This window comes from Paraburkholderia phenazinium (assembly GCF_900100735.1).
Classification (GTDB): Bacteria; Pseudomonadota; Gammaproteobacteria; order Burkholderiales; family Burkholderiaceae; genus Paraburkholderia; species Paraburkholderia phenazinia.
On record NZ_FNCJ01000042.1, the window covers coordinates 1 to 15,262 of the forward strand.

Consider the following 15,262-nt stretch of genomic DNA (forward strand, 5'->3'; position numbering starts at 1 on the left):
TATCCGCACCTGTCGCGTGAGGAGATCTATCACCACGTCGAGAGCTTCTATAAGCGCTTCTATTTCCGGCCGTCGAAGATCTGGGAAATCGTGCGCGAGATGCTCATGAGCTGGGACATGATGAAGCGCCGCTTGCGTGAGGGCGTGGAGTTCTTCCGCTTCCTGCGCGCTCACGAAGCGTGATGACGCACGAGGCCCGGCTGCCGCAGCGCACGCTGATTTTCACGGCAGACGACTTCGGTCTGCACGAGCGTGTCAACGAGGCCGTCGAACGCGCTTATGTGCAAGGCGTCCTGACGGCGGCGAGCCTGATGGTGGCGGCGCCTGCCGCGCGCGATGCGGTGGCGCGTGCCCGCCGGTTGCCGGAACTGCGGGTCGGCCTGCACCTGGTGCTGGCCGACGGCGCAGCGTTCCTGCCGCGCGAGGCGATTCCGGCGCTGGTCGATACACGTGGCCGGTTCGGCGACAACATGGTGGGTGACGGTTTTCGCTTCTTTCTTCTGCCGCATGTGCGCAAGCAGCTAGCACTGGAAATACGCGCGCAGTTCGAAGCGTTCGCGAAGACTAGACTCCCGCTCGATCACGTCAACACGCACAAGCATTTCCATCTGCATCCGACGGTGCTCGGGCTGATCCTGGAGATTGGCCGCGACTACGGCATGCGCGCGATGCGCTTGCCGTGCGAATCCAGAGAACCGTTCTGGCTGAAGCCCTGGATCGGGCTGGTGCGGGCACGGCTCGAGCGCGCCGGCATTGCGCATAACGACTACGTGGTTGGCATTGCGAAGACGGGGCAAATGGATGAAGCGGTGTTGCTCGATGCGTTGGCGAATTTGCCTGAGGGCGTGGGTGAGATCTATTGCCATCCGGCAGTAGCGGGCGAGGGCGCGTTGACGCCGGGCATGCGGAGCTACCGGCACGCGGACGAATTGGCCGCGCTGTTGTCGCCGCGGGTGGCGGCAGCGATCGAGGCAGCGGGAGCGACGCGAGGCGGTTTTGCCGACGTGTGCAGCCAACGGACGCATCACCGTGGGGTGCAGCCGTCATGAAGTGGTTGCAATGGGCCGGCTTGCCGGTGGGCATCGCGATTCTGATTGGGCTCGTGCTGCATGAGGGCGTGGCGGGTTTGATCCAGGTGATCGGCCAGGCGGGCTATGCGCTGCTGTGGCTGGTGCCATTTCATGCGCTGCCGTTGTTGCTCGATGCTTATGCCTGGCATCTGTTGCTGGGCAGGCGCGCGTCGCTGGTTTTCTTGTGGTGGGTTGCGACGGTGCGCGAGGCGGTGAGCCGGTTGTTGCCGGTGGCGGGGATTGGCGGCGAGATTGTTGGGATTCGGCTGGCGCGGTGGCGGGTGACGGATTTGAGTGGCGTGAGCGCTTCGGTGATCGTCGAGGTGATGGTGACGATGGCGGTGCAGTATGCGTTTTCTGCGCTGGCGCTGATTCTCATTGTTGCTTCGACGCATCGGGCCGATGGGGTGGGGACGATTGGGTTGGCGTTGCTGTTGTCGTTGCCTTTGCCAGTTATCGCAGTTGTGCTCGTGCGGCGGGGTGGGGTTTTTCATGCTATCGAGCGGTGGGCTGTGAAGTTGTTGGGGGCTTCGAGTTCGCTGTTGCAGGGGATGGATGGGCGGCAGCTCGATGCGGATATTGATGCCCTCATGTGCCGGGCTGGGCTTTTGATGCGGGCGTTTCTTTGGCAGTTGGGTGGGTATTTGCTTGGGGCGTTTGAGGCTTATTGGGCTTTGCAGTTGCTTGGGCATCCGGTTTCTTTGACTGCGGCGCTTGCTATTGAAGGGCTTACTCAGGCTGTTAGGCATGCTGCGTTTTTTGTTCCCGCTGGGGTCGGGGTGCAGGATGTGGCTGTGGTTTTGCTTGCGCAGTTGTTTGGGGTGGATCGCGAGGTTGCGCTTTCGTTGGCGCTTGTTAAGCGTATGCGCGAGGTTTTGTTTGGATGCGCCGCGCTTGTTTCCTGGCAGGTGGCTGAGGTTTGGTGGAGGAATTCGAGTTCGCGGGTTGTTGGGGTGGGGGAGTGAATTTTTTGCCTGCGCGGCGATTTTTTGGTGGTTGCCTGCGGCGCCTCGTTGTTGGTTGTTTGCCTACGGTGTTGGCCTTTCCTTGTATTCTTGGTGGTCTATTAGCTTCGCCCCTGTGCGGGGCGGCACCTACTTTCTTTGCCGCCGCAAAGAAAGTAGGCAAAGAAAGCGGGCTTCACACCGCTAGCTCTTAGTGAGCCATCTCGGTCTGCCATCGGGAACGGCCCAAGACGAGATCTGCCCTCGCGCATTCCCACTCAGTGACACAGCAGTCATCCGTTCCAGCGTCGCGCTGCGCGCCCCGCCGTCGGGCATAACACATTCTGTTAATTCGGAAGGTATTCTAACTATATTTTGATTTCGCTTTTCCGTCAGCACACGTGGCGCGTTTGCGACTTCATTTGGGACGCCTCTTCTGCCGTTGGTTGTCTCTTCGGTTTTGGACTTTGCTCGGCTTTTTTCCAAAAAAGAGTAACTATCTCCGCGTAATCAGCTTGCCGATCGGAAATTTCCCTAGTCCGATGCTTATTACTTTAGTGCCTTTGTGAATGTGTGTTGCGCGGACTAGATTCTCCGAATTGTCCTATTCGGGTATCCCGCATCCTTGATTTAGCGTCGAATTATTATGTATACCTAAAGACGCACTAAAACAAGGAGATTCATGAAGCCCGAAAGCCGTTCTCTCGGGCCTGTCGTCAATCTTGCCCGCATCCTGGCCGCATTCTTATTACTTCTGGTCGCCTTTGGCGCCAACGCCAGCGACTGCTTCAGTCTCTATTCAAAGTCCGGTGCAACGCCGGGGTCAAAAACCTGTCGCCTCGACGCGACCAGCAACACCCCTGGTGGCATGGGTAATTACGCCTGCATCAACGACCTCGCGTCGATTGATCTGTGGTGTTCGCTTCCCGCGACTGACGAACCCGAGCAGAGTTGCCCGGTCGCCGATCCCGTATACCCTGGTAGCGGCGCGGTCACGCTAATCGAAGCCGATTTCGTTAGCGGCGACGACAGGCCGTTGGAGTTCACGCGCACGTATCGGTCGAAGCCGCTCGCAAAGAATGCCAGCACGATGGGAGCGGCCTGGTTTCATAGTTGGCAGCGTCAGCTGGACCTGACGAATGCCAACAGTGGGAGTGCTTCAAAGGTTCTCGCGTACCGTGCGAACGGTGAGCCGGTTACGTTCAACTGGTCCGCGGGCTTCTGGCGCACGACGCCATATCGCGGCCTGTTTTTATCGCAAAACGGGACGAACTGGATCCTTTCAGATCCGAGCACCGGTGCCACCGAATCGTATTCGTCGCAAGGTTCTCTGTTGTCGGAGAGGATCCGAACCGGCTTCACTCGAACGCTGACCTATGACAGCACGGGGTTGCTCACAGCGATAACGCAGCATGCAGAGGGCACCAGCGCCGGCGCCGATCTCACGCTTCGGCTTGAGTACGACGACAAGCGCCGTCTTTCGCGCCTGAACGATCCGCTGAGCGGCATGACACAGTACGCGTATGACGTGAACAGCAATCTTGTCTCGGTCACGTGGCCCGATGGCAACGTGCTCCGGTATGCCTACGACGATACGAGGTTCAAAAGCGCCATAGCTTTTCATCGATCGCGGGGATGCTGCGCCCGACTGCGAGCAGTTCTTCGTCCGGCACTACCAGTTCGACGTGGGATGCATCCGGCAACCCGCTGAGTGAAACAAATCCGACCGGCGGCACTAAAATGAGTACAGCTATGACGAGACAGGCCGCGCCGTTCGGCTGGTGGTACGGAATGCGTCCGGCACAACCATCACCTCCGTACGATATGCCGATGCGACTACTAGCTTGATTCCTTCGATGATCGCGTCACCCTGGAAGGTGCGTGCGTTTGCCTATGACGTGCAGGGTAACGTGACGGGATTCAGCGAATTCGCTACCGATGATCCAACCGGTGCGAGCGGATTTGACGCTAAAGCGTCGGGACAGAAAAGGACAGTCGGTTTAGCCTACGACTCGTCAAATCGGGTGGTAACGGCTCTTGAATATTTAAATGGGAGCAAGACCGCTGAATGGTTCTACAGATATGACGAGACGGGCAATCTGCGTACTGCTAACGACAGGGTCTCAGGGTGGGTCATGGGCACGATGCGCAGGGACGCAGCGCACCGCGCTACCTATCTGGCCGGCGACAACCGTGAAGCACTTGTCACCTATAACGTGCGAGGGAAGGTAACGCAGTTCACCTATAACGAGTATCCCACTACATTGAATGGGAGCCTGTATCGATTTCTAGCTGTGAACTACGGCTATTCAGCTGACGGTCGAGTGGTATCGCGCACCGGTACGGTCGCACAAAACGAAGGTGGGTCCACGCCGATAGGTGCCGCGACGGCTATCAGTAGTGGTGAGATAGACCAGTGGATTAGCAATCTCGAGAGCGGTGCAAATCCGGCGGGGCCGACCGCCAATCGGACAGGATTGCTGCGCTCCTTGTTAGGCGCTTTGCCGGAGCCGGGGCTGCAGCCGATATGTATCGAATGCATGTTCAATCCTGCGTTGGACTGGGGGTGGGCGGTTTCCTCCGACAATGACGATCCGGCCACAGCGTATATTCGCGGCGACGGGCACTACGTCGTGCGCAACGACGTTGACGGCACGATCGTGCAAATATCGAACCGCCCCAGAGCCATTTGGTATCAACCCTTCTGAGGCTGGTATGAAGATCCAGGAAAAATTTTTGAGAAGTATCGGTCAGCGTCGATTGGTAAGCGCGGCGCCAGCAACGTCTTGACTGGAGACCGTGATCTTCAGGCTGCGGTGCGGAGCTGATCGGCGACGACCCACGGTGTGAGTTCGTCGATGCAGTTAATCTGTAAGCGTTCGTCTCGTGTTCAACCCAGCGCTTCCCTCACAAACTCCAGCCGATCCTGCCCAAAGAACATCTCTCCATTCACAAACATAGTAGGAGCACCAAACACACCACGCCTCACCGCTTCCTCCGTATTCTGCTTCAAGACCTCCTTAACCTGCGGGTCGTTCGCCAAAGCCTCAATCTCACTAGCCCCGAACCCCGCCTTCGCAAGCGTCGCAACCGTCACCTCGGATTCATTCAGATTCAGACCATCCACCCACATGGCTTCGAAAACCGCCTTCAACAACCCATCCAGCCGCTCAGGGTGCCGCATCTGCACCCCCGTGACCGCCCGCATCAGGTGCAGCGTGATGATCGGAAAGTGCGGATTGATCGTCAGCGGTACGCCATAACGACTCGCATGACGCTCGTAATCCTTCTCCACGTATCGGCCCTTGGCCGGTATCACCGCCGGCGACGCGTTGCCCGTCGCCTTGAATACGCCGCCCAATAACATCGGCTTGTAGACCAGCTCGGCACCCCGTTGCGCGCACAAGCCCGGCAGTTGCGTCCATGCCAGATAAGCCGCGGGACTGCCGACGTCGAAATAAAACTCCACCTGCTTTGCCATCTTGTCTCCGTTTTAATAAACGATCGTTCGTTAAATAAACGATAGAGTATCTGGCCATCAGCTGTCAATGCAATCGGACCAGAGCGGAAGCTCGAAACCTCAAGCCTCCCGCGAGGCGTCCGGCGCCGCCGTCGCTTCAATTTGCGCTGCAATGGTTCGGTCCAGCTGCGCGCGGCTTGCCTGGATGATCTCTTCCATCGCGCGCTTGGACGACATGCCGCGTGCCACCACGATCGTCCCGATCAACTGGCAGATGATCGCCCAGGCCACTTCCGGATCGCCCAAGCCTTCAGCCCAGCGGTCCTTCAGCGCCGTCATGGCGTTCTCGTAAAGCTTGCGCACGCCCGGTTCGGCCCGGGCGATCTCCGCTCCCAGAGCAGGCACGACGCAGCCCGATTCGGGATGCCGGACATGCCCCACCGTCAGGTAGTTATCAAAGGCCTTCGCCACCCATTCGAGCGGTTGTTCTCCTTCCTGCGGCGCAAGCATTTTGCCGCTGCGATCCAGCTCGTTGCCGATGATCTCGACGAATAGCTCTTCCTTCGAGCCGAAATGCGCGTAGAACGCGCCGCCGCTCAGGCCCGCCGCCGACATCAACGTGTCCACGGACATCGAGCCAAAACCGCGCTCCTTTGCCATCGCGCTGCTCAGTTCCAGCAGACGCTTGCGCGTCGCTTCCTTGTGACCCGGGGAATATCGCATGGTGTTTACCGTATCAAAAATGAATCGTTCATTGATTAGTATAGTTTTTTAGCAATGGAGACGGGGCAATTTGTCTTCTTCAACAACACTATCAAGCCTATAAGCCGTGATTTTTCACACCAAACTTCACCGGAATCGGGGTAAACCATCGGCTGGTCTTCCTGCAAAGGAAGGGGTATAAACAAACGATCGTTCACTAAAGGAGGTAATATGGCAAATGACGAACCGGCGCCGCAGGGCGTCGCGCTAGTGATCGGCGCGGGCGATGCCACGGGTGGCGCGATCGCGCGGCGCTTTGCACGGGAAGGATTGGTCGCTTGTATGGTGCGGCGTAGCGCCGAGAAGTTGCAGCCGCTCGTCGAGCAGATCGAAGCCGAAGGCGGCAGGGCAATCGGCTTCGCGTCCGACGCCCGCAAGGAAGAGCAGGTGGTCGAACTGGTCGAGAAAATCGAGCGGGAAGTGGGGCCGATCGAGGTGCTGGTCTTCAACATCGGCGCGAATGTGCCCTGCAGCATTCTTGAAGAAACCGCGCGCAAGTACTTCAAGATCTGGGAGATGGCCTGCTTCGGCGCCTTCCTCTATGGCAGGGAGGCGGCGAAGCGCATGGTGGCGCGCGGACGTGGCACGATTCTCTTTACCGGTGCGACGGCGAGCCTGCGCGGCTCGGCCAATTTCGCCGCGTTCTCCGGGGCCAAGCACGCGCTGCGCGGGCTCGCGCAAAGCATGGCGCGCGAACTGGGCCCGAAGAATGTCCACGTTGCCCATGTCGTCGTGGATGGCGCCATCGACACCGAGTTCATCCGCGAGAACTTCCCCGAGCGCTATGCGACCCGCAGCGACGACGGCATCCTCAAGCCGGAACACATCGCCGACAACTACTGGTATCTGCATTCGCAACCAAGAGATGCGTGGACCCATGAACTCGATTTGCGCCCTTGGCGCGAACATTGGTAAGCGAATGCGCGCATCACAGATCGTTAGCCTTGCTCACGGTCACGTCCCACCTGCGGCAGGCGCTCGGAGCCACGCAGTGACAAACTGCGCAACGGGGGCGCCGTCAGCAGAGGCTCAGCTTGCAGGATCTAACCGATCCCTTGCTCAGTGATTGCGCGGACGTCCACCTTCGAAGGCAGCATCCGTTGCTCGAATGCGCGGTCCGCGACCTTTTGTAACGCAGCGATGTCCTCGTCGCTAACCGGACGCTGCCGCAACGCCGAGCGGGCCGTGATGACTCTCGATGTCTCGATGGGCAAGCGTGTCACGGTGGCATACACCTGCGCATAGGCCTCCGGGTGTTCCACGGCCCATGCGCCGGCGCGCTGGAAGCGTCGTAGTGCGTCAGCCAGGGCCGGCCGCTTCGCCTGGTCGCCAGACGCCGCGCCTGATGCGGTAATGAACGCGAGGCCCGTGTTGATGCCGGTGCCGTCGCGCAACACCCGTGCGCCACGCTGCACGGCGGTGCCGTAGTACGGATCGAAGGTCGCCCACACGTCCAGTTGGCGAGCCTCGAACGCAGCGAAGGCATCGACGGGCAGCACAAAGCGCACGTTGACGTCGTCGCGCGTCAGTCCCGCCTCGGCCAGCGCGCCGTACAACTGATACTGCGAAATGCTGCCGCGTGCCGACGATACCACCACGGTTTTGCCCTTCAGGTCGGCCACATGCCGCAACGGCGAATCAGCCTGCACCACGATGCCGAGCGAGGTGGGCGTCCCCACCCGGGTCGCGACAATCTTCAGTGACGGATCGCCGATTGCGGCAGCCAGCACGGGCAGGTCGCCCGCCGGCGCCAGATCCACCGCATTCGCGCGTTGCGCTTCGAAGAGCGGCGCCGCGCCCTGGAAGTTCGCCCAGCGAAACGCATAGGGCGCGCCGTCAAGCACATGAGCCGCTTCAGCCAGCGCACGCAGACCGCCCGCCTGATCGCCGAACACGAGTTCCGGTGTAGCAGCATGCGCATCCGTCGCGCCGAACCACGCGGCAACCGGCGCAATGCCGCAGGCGGCGAGGGTATGCAGGACGCGGCGGCGGTCGGAGCGAAAGGCGGTCATCGGCATGGTTCCACGAAAAGGAGGATAGAAGCGTGCAGCGCCGCCCGCATAACCGCCGGAATGCGCCGTAGCGAAGCGAGGTTAGCAACGGCCCCGGGCCGCTACAAACATGCGATTGCGATATCTTTATCGACTATCAATATTTAACGAACGCATGTTGCGGTGCTACCTTTGATGCTCGTTTGACGCCCTGTCCGGGGTGTCGCCGCCGTTCTGCGCAAGATGCGCCCGGCGTACTGTCGATCCTCTGGGAGACCCATCGTGGCAGTCGAATTCATCGGCATGATCCAGACCCGCAAGGTCTCGGAAACGCACGCGCCGCAAGGTCCGGCGATAGATATCGGGTATCTGGAGCAGTTTGCGCGGGCGCATGAGGAAGCTGGTTTCGACCGCGTTCTCGTGCCCCATCATTCGACCAGTCCCGATGCGCTCCTGACTGTCGCGCGTGCTGCCAGCGTCACGCAACGGGTGCACTTCATGCTGGCCCATCGTCCCGGTTTTGTGGCGCCCACGCTCGCGGCCCGGCAGCTTGCCACGCTCGATCACTATTCGGGTGGCCGTCTCGCGGTGCACATCATCTCCGGCGGCGACGACGCGGAGCAGCGCCGCGACGGCGACTTCCTCTCGCACGACGAGCGTTATGCGCGGACCGACGAGTATGTCTCGATCCTGCGGCGCATCTGGACCTCGGACAAGCCGTTCGATCACGTTGGCAAGTACTATCGTTTCGAGCAGGGCTTCTCCGAAGTCAAGCCGTTGCAGCAGCCGCATCTGCCGGTGTACTTCGGTGGGGCGTCGGCGCCCGCGCTCGAGATCGCCGGCCGTCATGCGGATGTCTATGCGCTGTGGGGCGAATCGAAGGCGCAGGTGCGCGAGCAGGTGGCTCGAGTACGTGCGGAGGCCGCCAGACACGGGCGTACTGTGCGCTTCTCGGTGTCGTTCCGGCCCATTCTCGCGGATACCGAGGCCGCGGCATGGCAACGGGCCGACCGGATTCTCGACGAGACACGGCGGCTGCGCGCCGCTCAGGGTCTCGGCGTGGGTGGCCCGGCGCAGAGCGAAGGCGCACGCCGCTTGCTGGCCGCGTCGGGTGCGGCGGATCGAGCGGACGAGCGTCTGTGGACCGCAATCGCCAAGGAAATCGGCGGCCGTTCGAATTCGACCGCGCTGGTCGGCACGCCTGAGCAGGTCGCCGATACGCTCGCCGAGTACTACGCGCTGGGCGTGACGACCTTCCTGATCCGTGGCTTCGATCCCCTCGAGGATGCGCTCGACTACGGCCGCACGCTGATCCCCGCCACGCGCGAGCGCATTGCTCGTAGCGAACGTGTGGCAGCTTGAGTGGAGGCGCGATGACCGATCTTGTTTTGGCTGCCCGTGTTTCTGCAGACGCGCCGACGCTGCAACGTCATGCGCCAGTGCGCAAATTCTGGTTCGACGAGGCCCCGCCGCGGGCTAGCGTGGCGGAAGAGCGCCGCTACCGGCAGGAACGCCTGGCGGTAGCGTTTCGCCTCTTTGCACGTTACGGCTTCGATCAAGGGCTCGCCGGCCATATCACCGCACGCGATCCGGAATGGCCCGATCACTTCTGGGTCAACCCGTTCGGTAAGCACTTTAGCCGCATTCGCATCTCCGATCTGCTGCTGGTGAACGCACAGGGCGAGATCGTGGTGGGCGAGGGGCCGGTCAACCAGGCGGCGTTTGCGATTCACGCCGCCATTCATGAGGCGCGCCCCGACGTGGTGGCGGCCGCGCATACGCATTCGCTGTACGGCAAGGCGTGGTCGACGCTTGGGCGCACGCTCGATCCGCTCACCCAGGATTCGTGCGCGTTCTATCGGGACCACGCCTTGTTCGACGACTTTCGCGGCGTCGTGCTCGATACCGAAGAAGGCGCGCGCATCGCTGCCGCGCTCGGCGAGCATAAGGCCGTGATCCTGAAGAATCACGGCATCCTGACGGCAGGGCCGAGCGTCGAAGCGGCGGCGTGGTGGTACATCGCCCTCGACAATGCCTGCCACGCGCAATTGCTTGCCGAAGCCGCGGGCAAACCGCAACCCATCCCGCATGAAATCGCTGCGTTGACGCACGAGCAGGTGGGGCGGCCAGGCGGTGCGCTGTTCGCCTTCCAGAGTCTGCTCGAGGGGCTCGTCGCCGCCGAGCCCGATGTCTTTGACTAAGCACACTTCATGACTGTGCTTCGTGATACGCCGGTTTTGTACCGGCGCCGCTGTCTGCCGCTGTCGCGCGCCGGCACCGGTCTCTGACCCTCGCCGCAGGCCGACCCGGTACGGCCTGAACGCCGCGCGGTTTTTCGGCACTTGCCCTTAAATCTTCAATTCTCGATTCCTTGATTCAATAATGAGCCAATTCGTGCGGCATGCCCGCTTGTGCACGTTCGTCGAACAATTCGGCGCGCTGCTTGACGGGACGCCCGTCGAAGCCGAACTGTCCGGTAGCGGCGCCTGGCCGCGAGCTGACGCGCATCATTCCGTGATTCAAAAATGAGCCAATTCGTGCGGCATGACCGCTTGCGCACCTTCGTCGAACGATTCGCCACGCTGCTCGACGAGGCGCCCGCTGAAGCATCTCTACTCAATACCGGTGGCATCTATCTGCGCGAGTTGATCGCGCACGACGACTGGTTGCCCGAGGCCTACGCGCGCCCTGACCCCGAGCGCTACCAGCAGTACCTGCTGCATGCGGACTCGCGCCAGCGCTTTTCCGTGGTGAGTTTTGTCTGGGGGCCAGGACAGGCGACGCCGGTTCACGACCACACCGTTTGGGGGCTGATCGGCGTCTTGCGAGGTGCTGAAATCGCTCAGCCGTATTGCTTGAACGAACACGGCACGGTGATTGCTTCAGGTACAGCCAGGCGGCTCGAAAGCGGCACCGTCGATGCAGTGTCTCCACACATAGGCGATATTCATCGTGTCAGCAATGCTTACCCGGACCGCGTGTCGATCAGCATTCACGTTTATGGTGCAAATATCGGTGCGGTGTCGCGCTCGGTGTATCCGGAGCAGGGCGGCCGCAAGGCATTTATCTCCGGCTATTCGAATGACGCATTGCCGAATATCTGGAATGTATCGAGGGAGTTGGCAATTCCATGACACTTGAGACTGGGTTCCGTACCCGTACTTTCGAAGACGTGCGCCGAGCATTGCTCGAGCGCCGCGAAGTCGCGCTGCTCGACGTGCGCGAGGAAGATCCGCATGCACGCAGCCATCCGCTGTTCGCCGCCAACCTGCCGCTCTCGCGGCTCGAACTGGAGGCGCCGGTGCGCCTGCCGCGCCGTACCGTGCCGATCGTCGCGTTCGACAACGGCGAGGGTCTCGCCGAGCGCGCCGCGCGCCGTTTCGCCGAATTGGGCTATACCGATGTGACCCTGCTTGCCGGCGGTTTGCGCGGCTGGGCCGAGGCGGGTGGCGAGCTGTTCCAGGACGTCAATGCGCCAAGCAAGGCGTTTGGCGAACTGGTGGAAAGCGAGCGGCACACCCCGTCGCTCGAAGCGCAGCAAGTGCAGGCGCTGCTCGATGGCGAGGGCGATGTGGTGGTGCTCGACGCCCGGCGCTTCGACGAATATCAAACCATGAACATTCCGGGCAGCGTCAGCGTGCCCGGTGCGGAACTGGTGTTGCGCGCGCGGCAACTGGCGCCCGACCCGTCGACGCAGATTGTCGTCAATTGCGCGGGCCGCACGCGCAGCATCATCGGTGCGCAGTCGCTCATCAACGCGGGTGTGCCGAATCCGGTTGCCGCGCTGCGTAATGGCACGATCGGCTGGACCTTGGCGGGGCAGTCGCTCGAGCATGGCAGCGCCCGCCGTTTCGAACCGGTGACGGCAGACGCGGTGCGGGTTACGGCCGCTGCTGCCGCGCGCGCGGTAGCCGATCGCGCGGAGGTGGGCCGCACCTCGCGCGACGAAGCGCGCCGCTGGGCCGAGGAAGCGGTGCGCACGGTCTATCGTTTCGACGTGCGCTCGCCGCAGGAGTATCAGGCGAGCCATGTGCCGGGCTTTCGCAGTGCGCCGGGTGGCCAGCTTGTGCAGGAGACCGATATGTTCGCGCCGGTGCGTGGAGCCCGCGTGATTCTTGCCGATAGTGATGGCGTACGCGCCAACATGACGGCGTCCTGGCTCGCGCAGATGAATGTCGAGGTATATGTGATCGACGGCCTGACGGCCGCCGATTTCACCGAGGAGGGCGCGACGCCGGTGGTGCGCAATGCGGTGCCGCCGCCCGCGGTCGACGAGATTACCCCGGCCGGGCTCGCCACGCTGCTGGAGTCGCCCGGCACGGTAGTGCTCGATTTCACGGCGAGTGCGAACTATGTGAAGCAGCATATTCCGGGCGCGTGGTTTGCCTTGCGCGGGCAGCTCGCCGATGCGCTGGATCAGTTGCCCGAGGCGCAGCGTTACGTGGTGACCTGCGGGAGCAGTGCGCTAGCGCGCTTCGCGGCGCCGGAACTGGCGGCATTGACGGGCAAGCCGGTGCAGGTGCTGGCGGGCGGCACCCACGCGTGGATTGCCGAAGGCCTGCCGCTCGAGCAAGGCGAGACGCGCCTCGCGTCACCGCGCATCGATCGTTACCGGCGTCCCTATGAAGGTATGGATAACGCGCGCGAAGCGATGCAGGCGTATCTGGACTGGGAGTATGGGCTGGTGGCGCAACTCGCGCGCGACGGCACGCACGGGTTCCATGTGATCTGAGCGGCGCTAAGCAGCACAGTGCTGGGAAACGCCGGGGGCTTCGCGTTCCAGCCTGCGCGTTTTAAGCCCTCAGTTCAGGCTGTATTCAAGCCGCGCGTATCTGCGGCCGCGCCGCCTTGAACTGCCGTTCCACCGCCGCACCGAAGCGCTCCACCGGCTGCTGCAGCTTGCCCAGCACACGCGGGTGGACCAACCAGATGTCGATCAACGGCTTGAAGTCACTGACCGCGATCACGTCCAGCGCGGCCGCGTGACGACTCGCCTGCAATAGGGGCAGCGGCACCAGTCCAAGGCCGTTGCCGTCGGCGACGAGCTGCAACTGCAGTTCCGTGCCGAGCGTCTCCAGATTCAGCTTCAGCGCGAGACCGAGCCCCGCGAGCGCTCGCTGCAGGCCCTCGCGAAAGCCGCAACCATCCGGGTTCAGCACCCAGCCGATCGCCTGGCATTCGGCCAGCGTGTGCGGGCGTTTTTTCAGGGCGCCTTTCGGGCCGACCACCGCCAGCTTGATACGGCCGAGCGAGCGTGCGGCAAGCGGTTCGGCGAAGGCCTTGTTGGCCGGCAGCAGGATCGCGGCGGCGTCGAGTTCGCCGGCTTCTACCCGCTGCAGCAACTGGCTGCCCCAGCCGGTCGAAGCGCGTGCCTGCAGCTCTGGGTAGGCGGTGCGTAATTCGCGCATGGCTTCGGTTAGCGCGATGTCGGCAATCGTCTGCGCGACGCCAAGGCGCAGCGCGCCGACCGGCGGCGTATCGTTCGCCACCAGTTCGCGCAGGACGTCGAGCTCGCGCTGGATCACGCGGCACTGCTCATAAACGACGCGGCCTGTTGCGGTGGCTTTCAGCGGCCGCGTATTGCGGTCGAGCAGTTCGACGCCTAAGGCCTCTTCGAAATTCTGCAGCCGCCGTGTGATGGCGGGTTGCGTGAGGCCGAGGGTCTGGGCCGCCTCTTGCAGCGATTGCGCGCGCAGGACGGCGACGAACGCGTCGATATCGTCGATCTTCATGTTCAGCGGTGGTGTGGGAGAGCCGGTCAGCGTGCGTTCGATGATACCTGTAATGCGCGTTCTGCATGCCGCCTTGTGCGGCAATTTCCGCATATTTGCTTAGCAGAATAATGCGTTTGTCTTATACAGAGGCGTGCCGTATCGTCGTTGCTGATAGTGGCTTGCCGCGTGCAATGCGCTTGCTGAAGCCGCATTTACGCCGCAGTCCGAACCGACCCGTAACGAAGCCTATGACGACGACACGCTTTTTCTCCCTTTGGTCTTTCGTGGCGCACTCGCGCCGGGTGATTGCGCTGGCCGCACTGGCCGCGTTGGCCTCGTGGTCGGCCATGACCTGCGCCGCTGACTTGCCGGTGCTGAAAGTCGGCGACCAGTCCTTGCAGACGCGCGGCATTCTCGAAGCATCTGGACAACTGAAGGACCTGCCGTACCGCATCGAGTGGTTCAATTTTCCGGCGGCGCAGCCGCTTGGAGAGGCGTTGAACGCGGGTGCCGTGGACGTTGGCGGTCTCGGTGACGCACCGCTTGTGTTTGCGCTTGCCGCAGGTGCGCGGGTGAGGGCGGTGGCGGCGACGCGTTCGCAACCGGTCGATCTGGCGATCGTCGTCGGTGCGCATTCGCCCCTCACCGATGTAGCGAGCCTGAAGGGCAAGCGCATCGCCACCACGCGTGGCTCGATCGGCCATTTCCTCGCGCTCGCGGCGCTGAAGAAGGCACACGTACCGCTTTCCGACGTGACGCTGGTGTTTCTCGCCCCGGCCGATGCCAAGGCGGCGCTCGCGTCGGGCAGTGTCGACGCCTGGTCGGTGTGGGATCCATACACGGCCCTGAGCGAATCGCGCGATCACGACCGCATCCTCGCCAATGGCGTGGGTCTGTCCGAGGGGCTCAGCTATCAGGTCGCCACCGAGCGCGCGATTACCGACAAGCGTGCGCAACTAGCGGACTTCCTGCGGCGGGTGGCGCTCGGTCAGCAGTGGGCGCTGTCGCATCCGGAGCAGGTTGCCGCGATGCAATCGCGCGTGACCGGCCTGCCGCCCGATGTGCTGAAGACCGTCTATCAGCGCGGTCAGGTGCATCCGGTGGCGATCGACGAGAGTGTGATTGCCGCGCAGCAGCGTACCGCCGACACCTATGAAGCCGCCAATGTAATCCCCACGCACCTCGATGTGCGGGCCAGCTTCGACCGCAGTTTTCCTTTGCCCTAGGGAAACGCTGATTAATGTGTTGCCCGTTCGGCTTGCAGATGAAGCGGCGCCGAACTTTCCGGCTAACGAATCAAATCGGCGCTCATTTCGGTGAA

The 15,262-nt window shown here is 62.2% G+C and carries 15 protein-coding genes and 1 pseudogene; 11 read left to right on the top strand and 5 right to left on the bottom strand.

Translation table 11 applies throughout. From position 1 onward, the window contains the following. The 5 genes and pseudogenes from BLQ92_RS38815 to BLQ92_RS38840 all read left to right on the top strand — a co-directional run. Positions 1-183, top strand: a pseudogene (locus tag BLQ92_RS38815) (hopanoid biosynthesis associated radical SAM protein HpnJ); the annotation flags it as partial. After that, a complete protein-coding gene (hpnK, locus tag BLQ92_RS38820; protein ID WP_090696020.1) occupies positions 183-1,049 on the top strand; it encodes a hopanoid biosynthesis-associated protein HpnK in 867 nt (288 codons plus the stop codon). The pseudogene BLQ92_RS38815 and the gene hpnK, both read left to right, overlap by 1 nt. Then, positions 1,046-2,035, top strand: a complete 990-nt coding sequence (locus BLQ92_RS38825; protein WP_090696021.1) for a lysylphosphatidylglycerol synthase domain-containing protein — start codon at positions 1,046-1,048, stop codon at positions 2,033-2,035. Before hpnK ends, BLQ92_RS38825 begins: the two co-directional genes overlap by 4 nt. 661 nt (positions 2,036-2,696) lie before the next feature. Then, a complete protein-coding gene (locus tag BLQ92_RS38835; protein ID WP_090696023.1) occupies positions 2,697-3,725 on the top strand; it encodes a DUF6531 domain-containing protein in 1,029 nt (342 codons plus the stop codon). Positions 3,726-3,870: 145 nt separating this feature from the next. Continuing rightward, positions 3,871-4,722: a colicin E5-related ribonuclease gene (locus BLQ92_RS38840; protein ID WP_090696024.1), complete on the top strand. Its 852-nt coding sequence runs from the start codon at positions 3,871-3,873 to the stop codon at positions 4,720-4,722. A gap of 182 nt (positions 4,723-4,904) precedes the next feature. On the opposite strand, the gene BLQ92_RS38845 is transcribed toward BLQ92_RS38840, so the two are convergent. Together BLQ92_RS38845 and BLQ92_RS38850 are read right to left on the bottom strand one after the other, a co-directional pair. Beyond that, positions 4,905-5,495, bottom strand: coding sequence for a 2-hydroxychromene-2-carboxylate isomerase (locus tag BLQ92_RS38845; protein ID WP_090696025.1), 591 nt, complete (start codon positions 5,493-5,495; stop codon positions 4,905-4,907). Between the two features lie 99 nt (positions 5,496-5,594). Next, positions 5,595-6,197, bottom strand: a complete 603-nt coding sequence (locus BLQ92_RS38850; protein WP_090696026.1) for a TetR/AcrR family transcriptional regulator — start codon at positions 6,195-6,197, stop codon at positions 5,595-5,597. A 210-nt stretch (positions 6,198-6,407) separates the two neighbouring features. On the opposite strand from BLQ92_RS38850, the gene BLQ92_RS38855 reads away from it, so the two are divergent. Further along, on the top strand, positions 6,408-7,151 hold the full coding sequence (locus BLQ92_RS38855) for an SDR family oxidoreductase (RefSeq protein ID WP_090696027.1): 744 nt from the start codon (positions 6,408-6,410) through the stop codon (positions 7,149-7,151). A gap of 128 nt (positions 7,152-7,279) precedes the next feature. On the opposite strand, the gene BLQ92_RS38860 is transcribed toward BLQ92_RS38855, so the two are convergent. Next, positions 7,280-8,248 (bottom strand): ABC transporter substrate-binding protein, encoded by a 969-nt coding sequence (locus BLQ92_RS38860; RefSeq protein ID WP_090696028.1) that lies wholly within the window; start codon positions 8,246-8,248, stop codon positions 7,280-7,282. Positions 8,249-8,509: 261 nt separating this feature from the next. On the opposite strand from BLQ92_RS38860, the gene BLQ92_RS38865 reads away from it, so the two are divergent. After that, positions 8,510-9,589, top strand: a complete 1,080-nt coding sequence (locus BLQ92_RS38865) for an LLM class flavin-dependent oxidoreductase (RefSeq protein WP_090696029.1) — start codon at positions 8,510-8,512, stop codon at positions 9,587-9,589. Positions 9,590-9,600: 11 nt separating this feature from the next. Further along, positions 9,601-10,428: a class II aldolase/adducin family protein gene (locus BLQ92_RS38870; RefSeq protein ID WP_244106210.1), complete on the top strand. Its 828-nt coding sequence runs from the start codon at positions 9,601-9,603 to the stop codon at positions 10,426-10,428. A gap of 175 nt (positions 10,429-10,603) precedes the next feature. On the opposite strand, the gene BLQ92_RS41220 is transcribed toward BLQ92_RS38870, so the two are convergent. Then, positions 10,604-10,738 (bottom strand): hypothetical protein, encoded by a 135-nt coding sequence (locus BLQ92_RS41220; protein WP_279607920.1) that lies wholly within the window; start codon positions 10,736-10,738, stop codon positions 10,604-10,606. 14 nt (positions 10,739-10,752) lie between these two features. On the opposite strand from BLQ92_RS41220, the gene BLQ92_RS38875 reads away from it, so the two are divergent. After that, entirely contained in the window at positions 10,753-11,361 is a 609-nt protein-coding gene (locus BLQ92_RS38875) for a cysteine dioxygenase family protein (protein ID WP_090696030.1), read from the top strand. Next, complete coding sequence (locus tag BLQ92_RS38880; RefSeq protein WP_090696031.1) at positions 11,358-12,959, top strand: rhodanese-related sulfurtransferase; 1,602 nt, start codon at positions 11,358-11,360, stop codon at positions 12,957-12,959. Before BLQ92_RS38875 ends, BLQ92_RS38880 begins: the two co-directional genes overlap by 4 nt. Positions 12,960-13,044: 85 nt before the next feature. Here the strand turns inward: BLQ92_RS38880 and BLQ92_RS38885 are convergent, their stop codons facing one another. Further along, a complete protein-coding gene (locus BLQ92_RS38885; protein ID WP_090696033.1) occupies positions 13,045-13,959 on the bottom strand; it encodes a LysR family transcriptional regulator in 915 nt (304 codons plus the stop codon). Positions 13,960-14,288: 329 nt separating this feature from the next. Here BLQ92_RS38885 and BLQ92_RS38890 point away from each other — a divergent pair, with 329 nt between their 5' ends. Further along, on the top strand, positions 14,289-15,167 hold the full coding sequence (locus BLQ92_RS38890; RefSeq protein WP_090696034.1) for an ABC transporter substrate-binding protein: 879 nt from the start codon (positions 14,289-14,291) through the stop codon (positions 15,165-15,167). Positions 15,168-15,262 lie beyond the last annotated feature (95 nt).